The following is a 14,906-nucleotide window of genomic DNA, read 5'->3' on the forward strand; positions in this document are numbered from 1 at the left end:
ACCGGAATGAAACAAAAGGAAAAAAAAGCCAACCTACCGGTAGTGACCGATTCCGTGCCGGCACTGGCCCTGGCCGACCTCTCAGGTACGGTCCCAACTGCGGTGAGCCGCTACCTGGTGCGCGGCCTCGAAGGGGCCGATAACACCCGCCTGGCGTATGCGACCGACCTGGCCACGTTTGAAGCCTATTGCACCGAACACGGGTTGGAGCCTTACCCTGCCCACGTAACTACGCTGGCTGGCTACGTGACCCACCTGGCTGACTTGCCGCGCAAGCTGGCCACCATCGCCCGGCACCTGGCTGCCATCAACAAGAAGCATCAGCTGCTCGGGCTGCCATCGGCCGTGGGGGCTCCCGCCCTAGACGTCGTAATGAAAGGCATTTCCCGCGAACTGGGCAAGCGGCAGAAGCAGGCCCCGGCATTCACGGTGGCCTACCTCAAGAACGTTATTAAGAACCTCGACCTCGAAACCGCGGCCGGTATCCGGGACCGGGCACTCCTGCTGCTCGGGTTCGCCGGCGCCTTCCGGCGCTCTGAGTTGGTGGCCCTCGACTTGGAGCAAGTCGAACTGAAAGATGCGGCCCTGGTGCTACACCTGGGCAAGAGCAAAACCAACCAGACCGGCGAAACCGAAGATAAAGCCGTTTTCTACGCCGCTAACCCGCTTTTCTGCCCGGTACGGGCCTTCCAGGACTGGCAGCGCCTGCTGGGGCGCACGTCGGGGCCGGTGTTCGTGTCGCTTCGTAAAGGCAAGACGGCCGGCGACGCGGTGCCAACGGATAAGCGCCTCTCCGATGTCCGGGTAAACCGGCTCGTCAAGCAGCACCTGGGCGAAGAGTACTCTGCGCACTCGCTGCGGGCATCTTTCATCACCACGGCCAAACTCAACGGCCAATCCAACGAATTCATCAAAAATCAGACTAAGCAGAAAACTGACGAGATGATAAGCCGCTATACCCGCCTCTCGGACGTGATAGCCTACAACGCGGCGCAGGCCCTGGGACTATAGCGCAAAAGAGCCCACGTAAATCAGGCAGTTCTCGATTTTTCGTAGAGCGCTAGCTTCTTTCTTGATTCTTCAGCAGCTCGTTGAAGCTCTTTTTCAAGGCACTCTGTCTCTTCGTAGTCAATTCTGTAGCCAAACAGCTTCACCTTTATCACTGATTGCATGGACATGCCCTCAGAAAAAACGGTACTGAAGCTCTTATTACAGCTCTTGCATTTGTATTTGTATCTACCCGTAGGCGTTTGACCAGCTGCGTTGATGGAGTATTTGTCAGCCTGGCAGTAGGGGCACTTGAAACTATGCCGGTCCACCCGATACTTAACCGCAGAAGAATCGGTGAATAAGTACTCGTTGTTATTCCAGTCCACTAAGTCCAGGTTATAATCCCTTACCAGGCCGATAAACTCGGCTTTCCGCTGTTGGTAACCGGCTTGGTCGAAATAATGAGCAACGGGAATCTTCAGCAGGTAGTCTGCTCTAGGAAAATAGAGCGCAATCGTATGGATAGGGTAAATGGGCTCGCAGTCTTTGGTATGCATCAATGACAGCAGATAGTAGCCAATCAACTGATTTAGATACGAGCGCTGCAGGGTCTGCGTCGCGGTAACTTTCAGGTCTATCAGTACCCCATCAATGATAATATCAGCGTCCGCCCCTCCAACCAGCATGCCGGCGCGACCAAAGGTCGGGTTCAAAACGCAGTGGTGCTGTGCCAGAAAGGGCTCCCAATTGACGGCCTGAAAGAGTTTTTCAACCTGGTCGATTTCAGCTGCTTCGTCGTCAAATGCGACTTCCCGAAAAGCAAACTCGGGCCTTCCGGTGCGGTAGACCACGTCAAGCTTTGCAAGCAACAAACAGGAAAGGATTAGCTCCGGTGTAAGAACACCACTGCGGAGGAAAGCTTGGTATTGACCCTTTGCATCATCAAAGTCGCTCTCCAAGCGAGCAACCAAAGGCAGGGTTTTAGCAGCTGCTTCCGGCTTGGTCTTGGCTTTCCTGGCTTGCGAACTGGTAACCATGCCCAATGCGTGTTCGGCAATCCATTGGCGCGGCTCCTGCCGGAACTGTGCGTTGATTCGCTCTAGCTGGAATCGAAAGAGGTAGTCAAAGGCGGTTCCGATACGCGAGTAGCTAAGGTCGCCATTGCGTTCCTTATGTACCGTGATTGGCACCCTCACTACCGGTATATTATTGGGGAAATGATGCCTGAGCCATGCGGTCAGATTGCTGTGAAGGGGGCTTTGCAGAATTGAGGTTAAACTCATGGGTGCAATCTGAGAATGCTAGACACACTCAGCTGCCAACGGGTAATTAGCCCGTGTCTCCCCGCAGAAGTACAGCCGACTGCCCTCCGTGTCACATTTGAAGTCTGTACCAGCTGCAATGCTCCAAATCTGATTGCAAGAAACCCTAATGCGGGATTTAGACTGGGGGTGATGCCTGCTCAGTAGGATATCACAGGTAAGGGTATCGTCATCCATCTCTACGTTCCATGCAACGGCTTGATGAAGGTGTAGCACCGCTAGATACCAGGTACGCCCCTCTGACTCATAGGAGTGAGCCTTTACTATGTAGTGATTAGCTGGGTCAGCAAGCCCGACAACTAGCTCCCGTAGGGCAATGCGTGGGTGAGTTGTCGTGGAGGCTGTCACAAGCGTTTTTTTAGTGGGTATGTCAGCAAATTAGAAGCAGCGGTCCTTACGCGGCATCCAGAATAAAGTCTGCGGGTATTTGGAGCTTTTGATACAAGCGCCGGGCCAAGTCGAGATTGATTTGCCGCTTTCCCTTCAGCACCTCGTTGAGGCGTGAAGGAGTAATTTCCAGCAGGGCTGCCAACTCCTTTTGCTTCATACGCCGGCGAAACATCTCTACTTCAATGCGCCCAGCTATCGTTTGGGGAGGCCCGGGGTGGAAATCTTGTGCCTTCTCATAAGCGTGAATGGCATCCCGCAGGGGCAATAGCGCAGCAGTGTTGCCCGAATCAGTATCAAGCAACTCATCAAACTGGCGTAAAGCCGCCAAGTACTCAGCTTCGGTGTGCAACGTCATGACTAAGCAGGTTATACGGTTGAGGCATTCACTTTATCGTAGGCGGCGTGTGTTCCAATAAATCGAATATATACTGTACGAATGTTGAAATGTATCCTGGCAATAAGGCGGTAGCGGTTGCCCCGTATGTTAAACACGTAGCGGTCGTTTCCTACATAGTCTGCGGTCGGATAACTAGCCTTTACATCTGACCAAGTCGCCCAATCAGCGCACTCGACCTGAGCATACCATACCCGCAGCGCTTCTCTTGCGTCAGCATGACGTTCGCCAAATTCACGCAGGGTCCGCTCGGTTAAAACAACCATAACGCAAATCTAGTCGCTTTGATTACAATTTGCGCAATTTTATTCTGATTTTGGTAATATAGGTGCTACATTTGCTCAACCCTGAATCGTGGGGGTAATGACTAGCGACAGCATTAAATTCTGGTTTGAAACCGTAAAGCTTTGCTGTAGCTTCGTAGATTTTTTGAGTCCCCCGAACGCCTACTTGTGTACGAATTAACTCCAAAACTGCCCACCAATGCCGCTATACGCCGGTTGTGGGCCGTTCTTGCTAAAGCTCCCCTGCCAACAGTGTTGGCGGATTATCTGCGTGGGTGGCTGGGTATGTTGAATGACGAGGCCCTGCCTCACGCTGATTACTTACGCTTACGGGTTTTTGGCCGGGTGCTCATGGACCTTGCCAGTCAGGGATGGCACTTCTCCTGCACCAGCGAAGATGCAACCATTCTACGCGCATTGTCCCCGGATACAACGGTACGCCCTGGGCAAAGCGCCACTTCGCCCGCTGAAGTAAAGCAAGTGCTACGGGCGTCGCTGGTCGCGAACCGCGATGAGCAACTGCGTGACCCCGATAATCAGCGCTTCATACGACGTATGGAGATGCCCCGCCGACATGCAGGGCGCATGTTGAACGTGCGTAACCTGCTGGTAAACCCAAGGACTCTAGCTGCTGAATTGCAGACTTGCCTGGCAGCCCCTGAAGCAAATCGCGCCGAGTTGATTGGCTCATTGGTACAGCCCTACTTGCAGTTGGCCACGGAAGCAACCGATGAGCACACCGGACTTCGTCTGCTGGACATCTGGCGTTACTGCCGCTACACCTGGAGTCTTCCTTTTCAGACCCAGCCGGGCCGGCGCATGTTCTACTTGGTACGCGACGCAGCTCGGCCGCTGCACCCCATTATTGGTATTGGCGCCCTGGGCTCCGCTGTTGTTCAGATAACGGTGCGGGACGAATACGTTGGCTGGTCAGTCAAATCCTTGCAGAAGTGCGCTGACCCAACGAGTCGACTACGTGCTCTGGACCTTGAACTTGCCCGCGCAGTAGATGAGATATTCGCGGAGGATTTTGTTGAGGAAGGTATACTAGAGCTAGCAGAGCTAATTCAACCCACCGCGGCGACCTTCGACAATCTGGACCGCGCTGCCCGGGACTTGCCTCTAGCAAGTCGTACGGCACACCGGGGACTAAAAATCGACCTCGAAGTAGAGGCGCGTTCAGACCTTTATCGTCGTAAGCGGGCAGAAACGCTAAGCGGGCTGCTTTCTGCCCGCCAAGTGTTTCAGCAGAGTGACCACCTGCCTGCTCCCGAACGGTTAGCCCACCTGCTAGCCTCGCCAGAGGGCTTGAAGGCATTGCGCGTTGCCATAAAAAGCATCAAAAAGCGTCATGTAGCGGCTTCTATTATGGAAATCACTACGTGCGGGGCTATACCTCCCTACGGCGAGTTACTGGGTGGAAAACTGGTTGCAATGCTGATGGCAAGCCCTCAAGTCGTAGCCGAGTATAAAGCACGGTATACCGATAGCTCGAGCGTGATTGCCAGCCGTATGCGGGGCGAAATTGTAAACCGTGACGCTAACCTTGTCCTGCTGGGAACCAGCAGTCTTTACCACGTTGGAAGCAGTCAGTACAACCGCATCAAGTTTCCCACTGCGAAAGGGGAAATCGAGTACAAGCTTATTGGGAAAACGGAAGGGTTTGGAAGTGTCCACTTATCGCGTCAGAGCTATGATGCAATCCAGGACATGCTGCGCGAAGACCCGGCGCAGAACAGCCAGAGTTATACATTCGCTGCCGGAGTAAACTATAAGTTGCGCTCCATTGCCTCGGCGTTTAACATGCTGGGCCTTCAGAAACTGCAAAAACACGCTACCCCTCGCCTGGTCTATCTCACTCCCACGGCCAAGAACTGGCAGCGCTACCTATTAGGAGAAGACCAGCAGCCTGATTGGCTTTATTCGGACCTTGGCAATTATGTCCAAGAAACGGCAGCTATTGTTGAGCATTGGAAACAGCGCTGGTTTATCAAGCGGGCTCAAAACCCTGAAATCGTTGCCCGTCTGCTAACGGCGGAAAAGATTGCCTCACTAACTCAAATCACCGACCACGAAACCGAGGCTGCCCGAAAACAGCAGGGGTCTTTTTTTTTTCTAGGAGATAATATGCCACCCAAGATAGACTGGTCGGTATTCGCCTTGTTCAACGGCGGACGCACAAGCTTTGCTGAGAAATTGAAGCCAGCGGAGCTAGAAATTTTTCATATCGAGTCCAAAAAGCTGGAAGCCGGAATCATTGGCTTGCTTAACTCGAACCGACGAATCTACCTGACTGGCAATCCAGGGGACGGAAAGACGCACCTTATCCGTCGATTGTCTGAGGACAACGACAAATGGCCGGGCAATACGTTCGTCCACTGGGATGCGAGCGCAGAGAATCAGGAAAAGCTCGTGACGGAGCTAAAACAGGCCATTAGCGACAAGCGGCCGGTGCTGGTGGCAGTAAACGAAGGGCCTTTGCGACAAATTCTGCTTGACCTACCCGAGTCCGAAGCTAGCATGTTACGTGAGCAATTGGCAACCCCATTTGTCTACGACGCGGGCACCGCCGATGAGCCGGAAATTCCGGAAGTGCTCTTGGTCCACCTTGGCTCCCGGCAGGTATTGACCCATGAGTTGATTGAAAAAGCGCTACAAATTGCCCTCCGGAAAGTAGATTATGATAGCGCTCCTCAACGGGTAAGAGATAATGTGCAGGCTCTGGGCCATCACCTGGTTCAACAACGCCTCGGTGACTTGCTGAAACTGGTTAGCCAGGGCGGTACCCACGTCACCATGCATCAACTGCTGGGGTTGCTGTCGCGCATGATTACCGGGGGGTCACCCTTACCTGCGCGGGCACAAAACGCGCATCCTTACTACGAGACAATTTTCGAGAAGATAGAGGGGAGTGCACTATCGGCAACGCTTCGGGAACTGGACCCTGCGCGTTCGCCCCACGCGCATTTGGATACCCACAAACTTTGGGATGCTCCCGTCTCAGCTGGGCAATGGCTGACCAGCCCGGCCCATCCTGCTCCAGGTTCAAGTTCTGACAAAGAAGAAGCTGTGCGCTGGTTCCGGTCACTGAAAAGGCAATACTATTTTGAAGCCTCGCAAGGCAAGGACTTGCTAAAATCCATCCCCCCGGACCGGGCAAGTTTCGCCGAACTAGTTTCTGGTGGCACAGGCCAGGCACGACGTAAGTTGTTAACAGCCCTTGCACGATTCGCTAACCAGAAAATCGAGAGCGGCACGAAAAATCACGATGGAAGTTCTAACGCAACTGCGCCAGAACTATACCTATGGACATCGCTACGCTACGATGCGGTTGGTCCAGCTACTGCCCTGATAGCGGCGGCAAGTTTGCGGGAAACAGACGTGGCCGTGCAGCTTCCGTCCTTATCCCCCGCTCTCGCCAGTCTGCTGGACTACGAGCCTGACCATGTCCGGTTAACCCTAAGTCGTAAAGCAAATGCGCCCGCTTTATTGCTTGATTTAGAACTCTGGACTGCGCTAGGACAGGTTGCTCGTGGATTGCCCTTGCAATTTCGGTCGGAAGAAGCCGGCCGGCGAGTGGGACGTTTTCTATCGGAGCTAGCCGCTTTTAGCACGGCTGATGAAACGGGGAAAATACGAATCCATGATGTTGAAGCAGGCCACACATACGCAGTTGGCTTAGAAGCACAGCCGCTTGATAAAAACGGGCACAGCAAGATAAAATACGTGCTCTAAGACCACCCCACTTTCGTTTCGACCAATCCTTAGTTGATACTATGCCTGAGCTTTTACTTGCTGAAGTAGCCGAACTTGTTGCCAACGCTACCTGGGGCTTCGTTCCTGCCCGTGACATTAAGCCTGTCCATTTAGCGAACGGCATGTTTCGGGCGCTTGCTGGTCCAATAGAACCGGATTTGGGTTTGTTGAAGAAGGTGGTGGCCACTATGCGGGGCAAGACGCAGAAATCTTCCACAGAAATTATCGAAATCGCTGATTTCAGAGCCGCAGCTGAGTTGCCGCTGAGTACCGCAGCAGCGGAGGGAGCAGTAACACAGTTACGCAAGGCGCTCGATGTGGTGCTCAATCAAGATGGGGCATTTTATGAAGGTTCAACCTCTACGCCTACCCTCTCCCACTGGCATCATCTCACGAAAGACCCCTCAGACCAACGAGCGGGGCATCTACTTGCACACGTTTTACTAGGCGCCCCCGAACGGGCGGCAGCCTTGGCAATCCGGGGAGCCTTATCCAAGAATAATGACGCTGTTTACCGGCTGACCGCTCCCCTAATAGGAAACCAAGAGGAAGAATTGCCTGCGTTTCCTGCACCAGATAGTGATATCCAACAGAAAGCGCAAGAATCGTGTGTTCTAAAAAGCCTTCAGGAAAGCTTTACTACCCTAGCAGAATACAGTGAGTATCTGGATAAAACCGCCTTGTTGCAACGAACGGTAACCCTGGCAGGGTTCGGATTGCTGCTCTACCTGTTCAACGGAAATTCAGATACCTGCCAGCCATTATTGCTTTGTGCTTCTGACCATCCAATGGCAGTCAGAGAAGCCAGCCGCCACACCTTGGCCTTGGCCCGCAGGCGGCTGCGAACGGTATTTGGGGAATCACTGCGTAAAGAGTTGATTAAGCGGGGTGATGATAAACTCAAAGAACAAGAATACCGTGACTGGGCATCTACATGGCTCCCGTCCGAATCTTTTACTCCTAACCAAATTCAGCGTTACGCCTTAGAATTTGAGCAGGAACTGCTAGCTGGCGAAACGCCCTTTGAAGCAGCCGTCCGCGCTCTAACAGGCCCGGCAATGGCCATAATTGGCAGAACTAAATCGGGACAGGACAGCGTCACACCAGAGGGCTGTAGCAAACACCTCGGTCGGCGCATCGGCTTGCAGTGGCCCCGCAAGCATGGACGGGGCGAGCGCTATTTGCTCCCTGTTGGGGCTATCTATGATGCTTTGGTGACTAGCCTGCTGCATCATAAGGACGTGATACAGGCGGAGGTATTTTGGGAGTTGGCATACAAGCGGTTTGGGCTGATATGCGGCGCGTTGCCAGAAGTCGATGGAGAACGCCTTGCCCGCTTAGGGATTCGCAATGTCACATCAGCACAGCTGGCTGCCAATGCCCGCGGCATCATTGAAGATTTGACCCGTTTGGGTTACGCTCGAACTTACGCCGATGACGTGACGCTGATTAGCGCCATGTGGTAGCCAGCAGATTGGCTTTTCCCTTATCCTTCCCGCTTATATAGAGCCTGTGATGCCCTCGAAAGATATACTCTTCGCTACCCTATTTGAACTGCTAGAGCAAGAGTTCGCTATAGCACCAACTGGGCTACTGCTCCCTAATTTGCCGTTACCGACTGCGGATTGGTTACCTGAGTTACTGCATACGCTGGCAGATGATAGCCGGTACTATGTAACGGTTGTAGGAGCCGACCAAACAAAGACCTTGGCCCTTCAGCCATTGGTAAATCCTCACTTTGGGCTAACGGCAACTCATGCAGTAGAAATACGCAACGACTTGGAGTTGCCCGCCGATGCGCGGCGGCTGGTTATTGTGCTTAAGACTGAGCCCCGCATGAATTCATTGCGGGATTATAGAATTCTAAGCGTTGAGAAGATAGTCCAGGCGATAGCCCGTAAAGGCAGTACTAAAGCGCCGAACTCGCCCCAACGCGCCCTTTGGGATGTATTGGCTACCACGAAGTTACCAACCGAACTCGGGGCCTTGATTCGGTTTTATGACGAGGTCTACAGAGAAGGAGGTGCTGAGCCACGGGAGGCTTTACACATTCTTGAATTGCTCCCAGACCCTGCCTTATTCAACGACCACCGCACTACTGTTGGGGCAATAGCACCGCGTCTGGAGCTAAATGCAACCTTGACGGGGCGGTTGTTGCTGCGCGACTCGGAGGACGTTGACAAGGCATATGAGACATACCGCAAAGCGGTAGACGCAGCCAATCCTATAACGGACTTACTACGAGAGAGCTACGGGCGATTTCGCAAATTGGACCCGGCTGCTGAATTACCATCTCAATTAGAGGGGTTTTCGTTTGAAGCGGTGAGAATGCTGTTCGGAGAGAGCAGCCTCCCTCCTGTGAAACCATCTCCCAACCCTCAACCGGAGCCTGAACCCGAGCCGGAGCCAGAGCCGGAGCCAGAGCCAGAGCCAGAGCCTGAACCCGGGCCAGGACCAGGACCGGGACCAGGGCCAAATCCTGAGCCAGAACCAGAACCCGAGCCAGAGCCAGAACCGATTCGGCCTAATCCCCCTGGAGGCGGCCCCTCTGGTGGCAAGCCAAGTCGTGAGTCCTTCCGAGAAGGGTTACTTGATGAGGCTGTGTTAGCAATCGCAGCTGACCCCCGTTTTGCCGAAACCTGGGGTCAGGAGGTAACCAAGCTTTTTTCTGCTTTGCGGAAGGAGCCTGAAGGGAGCAACATGCTGATTGGTATTCGGACAGAGTGTGACCATCGCACGGAACCTGGGGCCCTTCTTTTGACCGAAGAACTACTAGACACCCACCGTTTTGGCGGAATCATTACGGTAGGGCAGGCCAATTCCTTAGAGGAAGCATTGGCTTCTTTATCCGAAGGCCTGCCCGCTGCAAACCCCATTTTTGATGCAACGTGGCTAAGCCAGTTGCAAGAATACCTAACAACGGCTGAAGAACTTCTTCCCCCCGGTTTTGAAGGCATCGCGCGGCTTAAGTACTACATGGACTGCCGGGCACGGCTCGTTCCCGTGGCCGATATGCTTACGGCTGCCCCCCTCACTACTTTGCTGGCTCAGCCTGACATCTTACAAGCTGCCCGCGATACAGTAGCCGCTTACGAGGGGTTAATGGAGCATATTAGCAGCCACTTTGCTCAACTCCAACAAGAAGATGGTGCTCAGCTCTTAGGGGGACTATTGCTGCGCTTAGACTTGGTGGAAGTGCGTGATGGCATGGGTGGGCGAGCAGGGTTATTAGCACCTTTTCATCCGCTGATTCTGTGGAAGAATATCGAGTTGGCCGATGAGGTGCTAGCTGGGCATGCAGCCGACTTGCGTTTGTTGATTGGGCGGCTTAGCCTTTTCTCCGAGCCTTTAAGGGCCCTGATGCTCCCCGTTGACGAGTCCTACACCGACACGGCATTAGCGTATGCTGACCGCTTGGGTTCCTGGGCGGTATATCGTCCTGCGGGGCTGGTAAACGTCACGGTAAGCATTCGCTTGCTGGAACGGGCTGCTGAGAAAATTGCGATACTATACCCCCCGGTACGTCAACACCTCCGCCTCTTCCTGCATCATCCAGAAAGCCTTGAGCGGGTAACCGAGGTTCTCCGGCATCTTTTTGCCCCTAAAAAAGGGCATACGCCATTCGAGCATGTTCAATTAATCATCAGCCATCATCCAGACACACCCATCAAACTCGATGGTTTGAACAACTTCATCAGTGAGGGTTTGGTGACTCCCGAACTGAAATCAGCTGTTGACGCCGACGAAATCGTTCCGTGGCTGGTTGACAATCCGGTGCACATACTGGTGCTGCCAGGGCAGCGCTATTTGCAGCCAACCCGGATTGGACGTCAAGCAAGCAACATCCACCCGCTTAGTCTGCCGCGACTGCTTCAGTTTAATCAGTTTAAGAAGATTATCAGCCTGCAGCCTCGTAGTCAGCAAGGGTCAAGCAGCGGCGCTAGCCAGCCCTTTGGCCCCTATCATGCCCTCGCCGCTGCGCTGGGAGGACAACCCCAGCAGGAGCTATCAGGCACACTCGTTCAGCAGGAGAATAATGGGAGCCAGACCATCCTGATGCCGCATGCTGTTTTCATGTTGTTGGCGGGAGCAACCGGCGTCGAGGGGGCACAAGTGCTGGCCCGTGAAGGAGGCATTGACGGGGACGTAGTGGTAACGCATTATCCTAAACGCTTCGTCAAAGGCGTCGAGTACATGCTGCGGGAACTGAACTACCAGCCGGATGCAGCTGGAGTACTGCGCCTGCTGAAGCGTTTGGAAACGGTGGGCGAAACCGGCCTTTTCAAAACCATCAGCGATACGGGTGTAGGCGGATTTTCCCCTCCTGAGCTGAAAGGGCAATTTGGGTTGGCAGTCGCTTTAGGTTGGTATCTGGCCCTCGCGGGCAATGACCCACGTCATTTGACCGTAAGCCTGGACTCAGAATTAGCGAAGCGTTGGCTTGAAAAGCGTGATTCTGACCGTCGCAACGATTTGCTAGGCATGCGCCGCTTGGAAAACGGACGGCTGAGCATCGACTTAATCGAGGTCAAGTCCTATAAGGTTGGGGCTAATATTGAAGGCGACGGACATCCGGGCGAACAGCTACGCGCCGTAGCGCGAGCCCTGTTCCCTGTCTTGGAAGGCAAAGGCGGTGACCTGCTAACCGATTGCCGGCGAGAACTACTGCGTGAGCAGCTATTCAGGGAGGGTCAACTTACGTTTCCCAAGGAAGGTGTTACCACCAAAGAATGGGGTGGTTGGATTCAACTCCTGAATGATACCCTGGATGGCGAATTATCCCTTGAGGAAGGGAAAATTGAAGTTAACCTTATGCTCATCGAGGTTTGCTTTGAAGAAAACATTGAACGGAGCGAAACCATTGTGCAAGCTGATGCTGGCGCACAACATCCAGCTGACCGCTTGCCTGTACATCGGGTTCGTTTGGGCGAATCGGATGTAAAACTGTTGCTTGGCAGCGATTGGGCCGCTCCGGTCACATTGCCAACTGTTACGGTCCCGGCACCCGTAAAAGCTCAACCAAAAGGTGCGCAGGCAGCTGCAACGCCAGCCCCAAAGCCAACCGTTATAGTTGCAGACCCCATAGTTGCACCTAAAAAACCAGATGGTCCTGAAAAGCAGGGTGAGGATGATTCGGAGGTGACCGGCACCACCCCGCTACCAGATGCCCCTATAGCACCTGCCAGTGGGGGTAGTTCTGCTCCGATTCCCCCGGAAGCAGTACTAGGTGAAGAAGAACCGGCTGAGCCCACCCAGTCCGTCAAATCCACGGCTGACTTGGAGGCGCTGGCCGCGGCGTTATACCGCGCTTTGCAAAACTTTGGGCAGACCCCGAAGAAGCCCATTGACCCGCAACTTGCCGATGTAGGTCCTACCGTCATCCGTTTCAAGATAGAAACCCGCGTAGGGCAGCAACTCAACAAGATTCAAGCAAGGGCATTGGACTTGCAACGGGAGATGGAGTTGGAAAAGCCCCCCGTCATTTACAATCTGCGAGGGTACATCGCCGTAGATATCCCGCGCCCTGACCCACAGGCCGTTTTATTGAAGGACGTTCTGGCAAGCAGCGCCAAAAAGAAACAGGAGTTAGCTCCCATTTCTTTCCCTGCGGGTGTGGCTCCCGACGGGGACGTGCCATGGCTGAGCATCCCGCTTCTGCCGCATATGCTAGTTGGGGGTACTTCGCGCTCGGGCAAAACAATGTTCCTCTATAGCATCATTGTTTCTCTAACGAAGTTGAATACCCCGGACGAGTTGAAAATCGTCTTGATTGACCCCAAGCGGACTGATTTCAACTATTTCAGTTCATTGCCTCACCTCTACAACGGCGAGATTCTGACTGATAAGCAGCAGGCGATGGACGTGTTGCAGGACCTGCTTAATATCGAGTTAGAGCGCCGTACCGATGTGCTGGTGGAGCACGGGTGCCGGGATATTCAAGACCTGCACCGAAGCCAACCACAGATTGTCATGCCTTATGTGATAGTGGTTATTGACGAGTTTGCTGACCTGTCCGGCATCATGGACAAGAAGCAGCGGGAAGCCTTTGATATGCTCCTGGGACGTGTTGCCCAACGAGCCCGGAGCGTTGGCATTCACCTCATCATTGCCACGCAACGGCCAGATGCGAAGGTGATTTTCGGAAATCTTAAGGCTAACCTGCTCTGCAGAGTGGCTTTTCAGCTTACTTCTGGTATCGATAGCCGCATTATTTTGGATGAGAATGGGGCAGAAGACCTGATAGGCTACGGCGACATGCTACTCAAAATAGAGGGACGGATTCAGCGTTTGCAAGGGTTTTTCATCAGCACAGATGAGTTGCGAAAACTTAAATCCTAGCTTTTCCGCTCTTGGCTAATACGGCATTGAACATGACGGCAAGAAAATTAGGGCTGATTTACGCTGCCATCCATGCGGAAAGGCTGGGTTTTATCCGGGAGATATGCGAGGACTGGTCAAAACCAGAACTGCCCTTTGCCCTTGATGAGTCGATGAAGCACTTGGAAAGCGGCATGCTCTATACTTTCAAGCAAGGGGGCATACAAACTCACCGTATTGCAACGGAATTGGAGGCTCCAACCAAGGATTTCTATGACCAGTTGGACCGGACTATTTTCAGTAGACAAGGGGCCAGCATTAAAGCAAACCGGCACAATTTAGACACGGTAGACTTCATCCTAAAAAACGACCTTGACAGCACGTACTACCATCAGGCATACGCTATCAGAAAGATAAACGGCTTTCTGGATAATGAATTTGAAACCTTTGACTTTGAGAAGGCGGTCGAGGCATACCGGGTTGAATTGAAGTGCTCGGGCTTTACCAGAGTTGGCAAAGAAGACAAGGCCTGGATTGCCATTGAATCAACCAACTACTTCCTTAACCGTACCTGGGACCCCTATCTAACAAAACTGCTCCCGATAATCCACAACGTCATTTGTGAAGACTCCTACTACGCAAGCTGGCAATCCATACTGGATGAGTTGAAGACTGGTCTCGGTCTCGAAGGGATAAAAAAGCTGGAATTGGAAGCCGCACAGCTGGAATTCAACATCAAAGACAACATATTCAGTAAGTATAGCCGAACTGCCCATAAAGAGGGCTTAGTATCTGAGATAGAGCTAATTCGGAATCGAATTTTATCAGGATTGGGTCAATAGAAAGCAGGGCACTTACCCTATACCAATTGAATTATCATAGATTCTATTTCACCAATTTCTGCCAATTTTTTTAGTCAATTCAAAACTAATTTAATTAGTAACAACGTATACTTGCGGCTTACTTAACAGTTCCGCTGTATGAGAAACGTTGAATTGATACCTGTTCCGGCAATTAGCCAAAACCCAACCTTACTGCCCCTATTCAGCTATCTAGTGCCTGCTGGCTTCCCTTCGCCGGCAACGGACCACCTCGAAGGGCTCTTTGACTTGAACCGGCTGCTGCTGCGACATCCCGACGCTACCTACCTGCTACGGGTCAGCGGGGAGAGCATGGCGGGTGCTGAAATCCATACCGGCGACCTACTGGCCGTGGACAAGCATTTGGAAGCTGACCACAACCATATTGTGGTAGCCGTGGTGCACGGAGAATGCACCGTAAAGCGCTTGGTGCGTGAAGGACAGAAGTGGTGGCTCAAACCCGAAAATCCTGCCTACCAGCCTTACGAGATTACCGACACCGACGAGTTGCGGATTTGGGGCGTGGTTACCCACGTCGTGCATGAGCTAATTCCCGGCAAATTGACGGCGTTAATCCAAAGCCTCGATTAGC

At 53.1% G+C, this 14,906-nt stretch carries 9 protein-coding genes; 6 read left to right on the plus strand and 3 right to left on the minus strand.

Annotation, left to right across the window (positions count from 1 at the left end; genetic code table 11):
- Positions 1–6: 6 nt before the first annotated feature.
- Positions 7–1,011, plus strand: coding sequence for a tyrosine-type recombinase/integrase (locus FDY95_RS24085; RefSeq protein WP_138081955.1), 1,005 nt, complete (start codon positions 7–9; stop codon positions 1,009–1,011).
- Positions 1,012–1,031: 20 nt separating this feature from the next.
- On the opposite strand, the gene FDY95_RS24090 is transcribed toward FDY95_RS24085, so the two are convergent.
- From FDY95_RS24090 to FDY95_RS24100, 3 genes are all read right to left on the minus strand, one after another.
- Positions 1,032–2,273, minus strand: coding sequence for an IS1 family transposase (locus FDY95_RS24090; protein WP_138081957.1), 1,242 nt, complete (start codon positions 2,271–2,273; stop codon positions 1,032–1,034).
- Between the two features lie 433 nt (positions 2,274–2,706).
- Entirely contained in the window at positions 2,707–3,057 is a 351-nt protein-coding gene (locus FDY95_RS24095; RefSeq protein ID WP_138081959.1) for a helix-turn-helix domain-containing protein, read from the minus strand.
- Positions 3,058–3,068: 11 nt separating this feature from the next.
- Positions 3,069–3,362 carry a type II toxin-antitoxin system HigB family toxin gene (locus FDY95_RS24100; RefSeq protein WP_138081961.1) on the minus strand — a complete coding sequence of 98 codons (294 nt, stop codon included), beginning with the start codon at positions 3,360–3,362 and terminating at the stop codon, positions 3,069–3,071.
- 186 nt (positions 3,363–3,548) lie between these two features.
- On the opposite strand from FDY95_RS24100, the gene FDY95_RS24105 reads away from it, so the two are divergent.
- From FDY95_RS24105 to FDY95_RS24130, 5 genes are all read left to right on the plus strand, one after another.
- Positions 3,549–7,115 (plus strand): Druantia anti-phage system protein DruA, encoded by a 3,567-nt coding sequence (locus FDY95_RS24105; RefSeq protein ID WP_138081963.1) that lies wholly within the window; start codon positions 3,549–3,551, stop codon positions 7,113–7,115.
- 41 nt (positions 7,116–7,156) lie between these two features.
- Positions 7,157–8,602 carry a hypothetical protein gene (locus FDY95_RS24110; protein ID WP_138081965.1) on the plus strand — a complete coding sequence of 482 codons (1,446 nt, stop codon included), beginning with the start codon at positions 7,157–7,159 and terminating at the stop codon, positions 8,600–8,602.
- 1,291 nt (positions 8,603–9,893) lie between these two features.
- Positions 9,894–13,475: a DNA translocase FtsK gene (locus tag FDY95_RS24120; protein ID WP_212744950.1), complete on the plus strand. Its 3,582-nt coding sequence runs from the start codon at positions 9,894–9,896 to the stop codon at positions 13,473–13,475.
- Between the two features lie 11 nt (positions 13,476–13,486).
- Entirely contained in the window at positions 13,487–14,296 is an 810-nt protein-coding gene (locus FDY95_RS24125) for a hypothetical protein (RefSeq protein ID WP_138081969.1), read from the plus strand.
- 138 nt (positions 14,297–14,434) lie between these two features.
- On the plus strand, positions 14,435–14,905 hold the full coding sequence (locus FDY95_RS24130; protein ID WP_138081971.1) for a LexA family protein: 471 nt from the start codon (positions 14,435–14,437) through the stop codon (positions 14,903–14,905).
- Position 14,906: the final 1 nt, after the last annotated feature.

Origin of the sequence: Hymenobacter jeollabukensis (genome assembly GCF_005771675.1) — a bacterium.
Lineage (GTDB): Bacteria > Bacteroidota > Bacteroidia > Cytophagales > Hymenobacteraceae > Solirubrum > Solirubrum jeollabukense.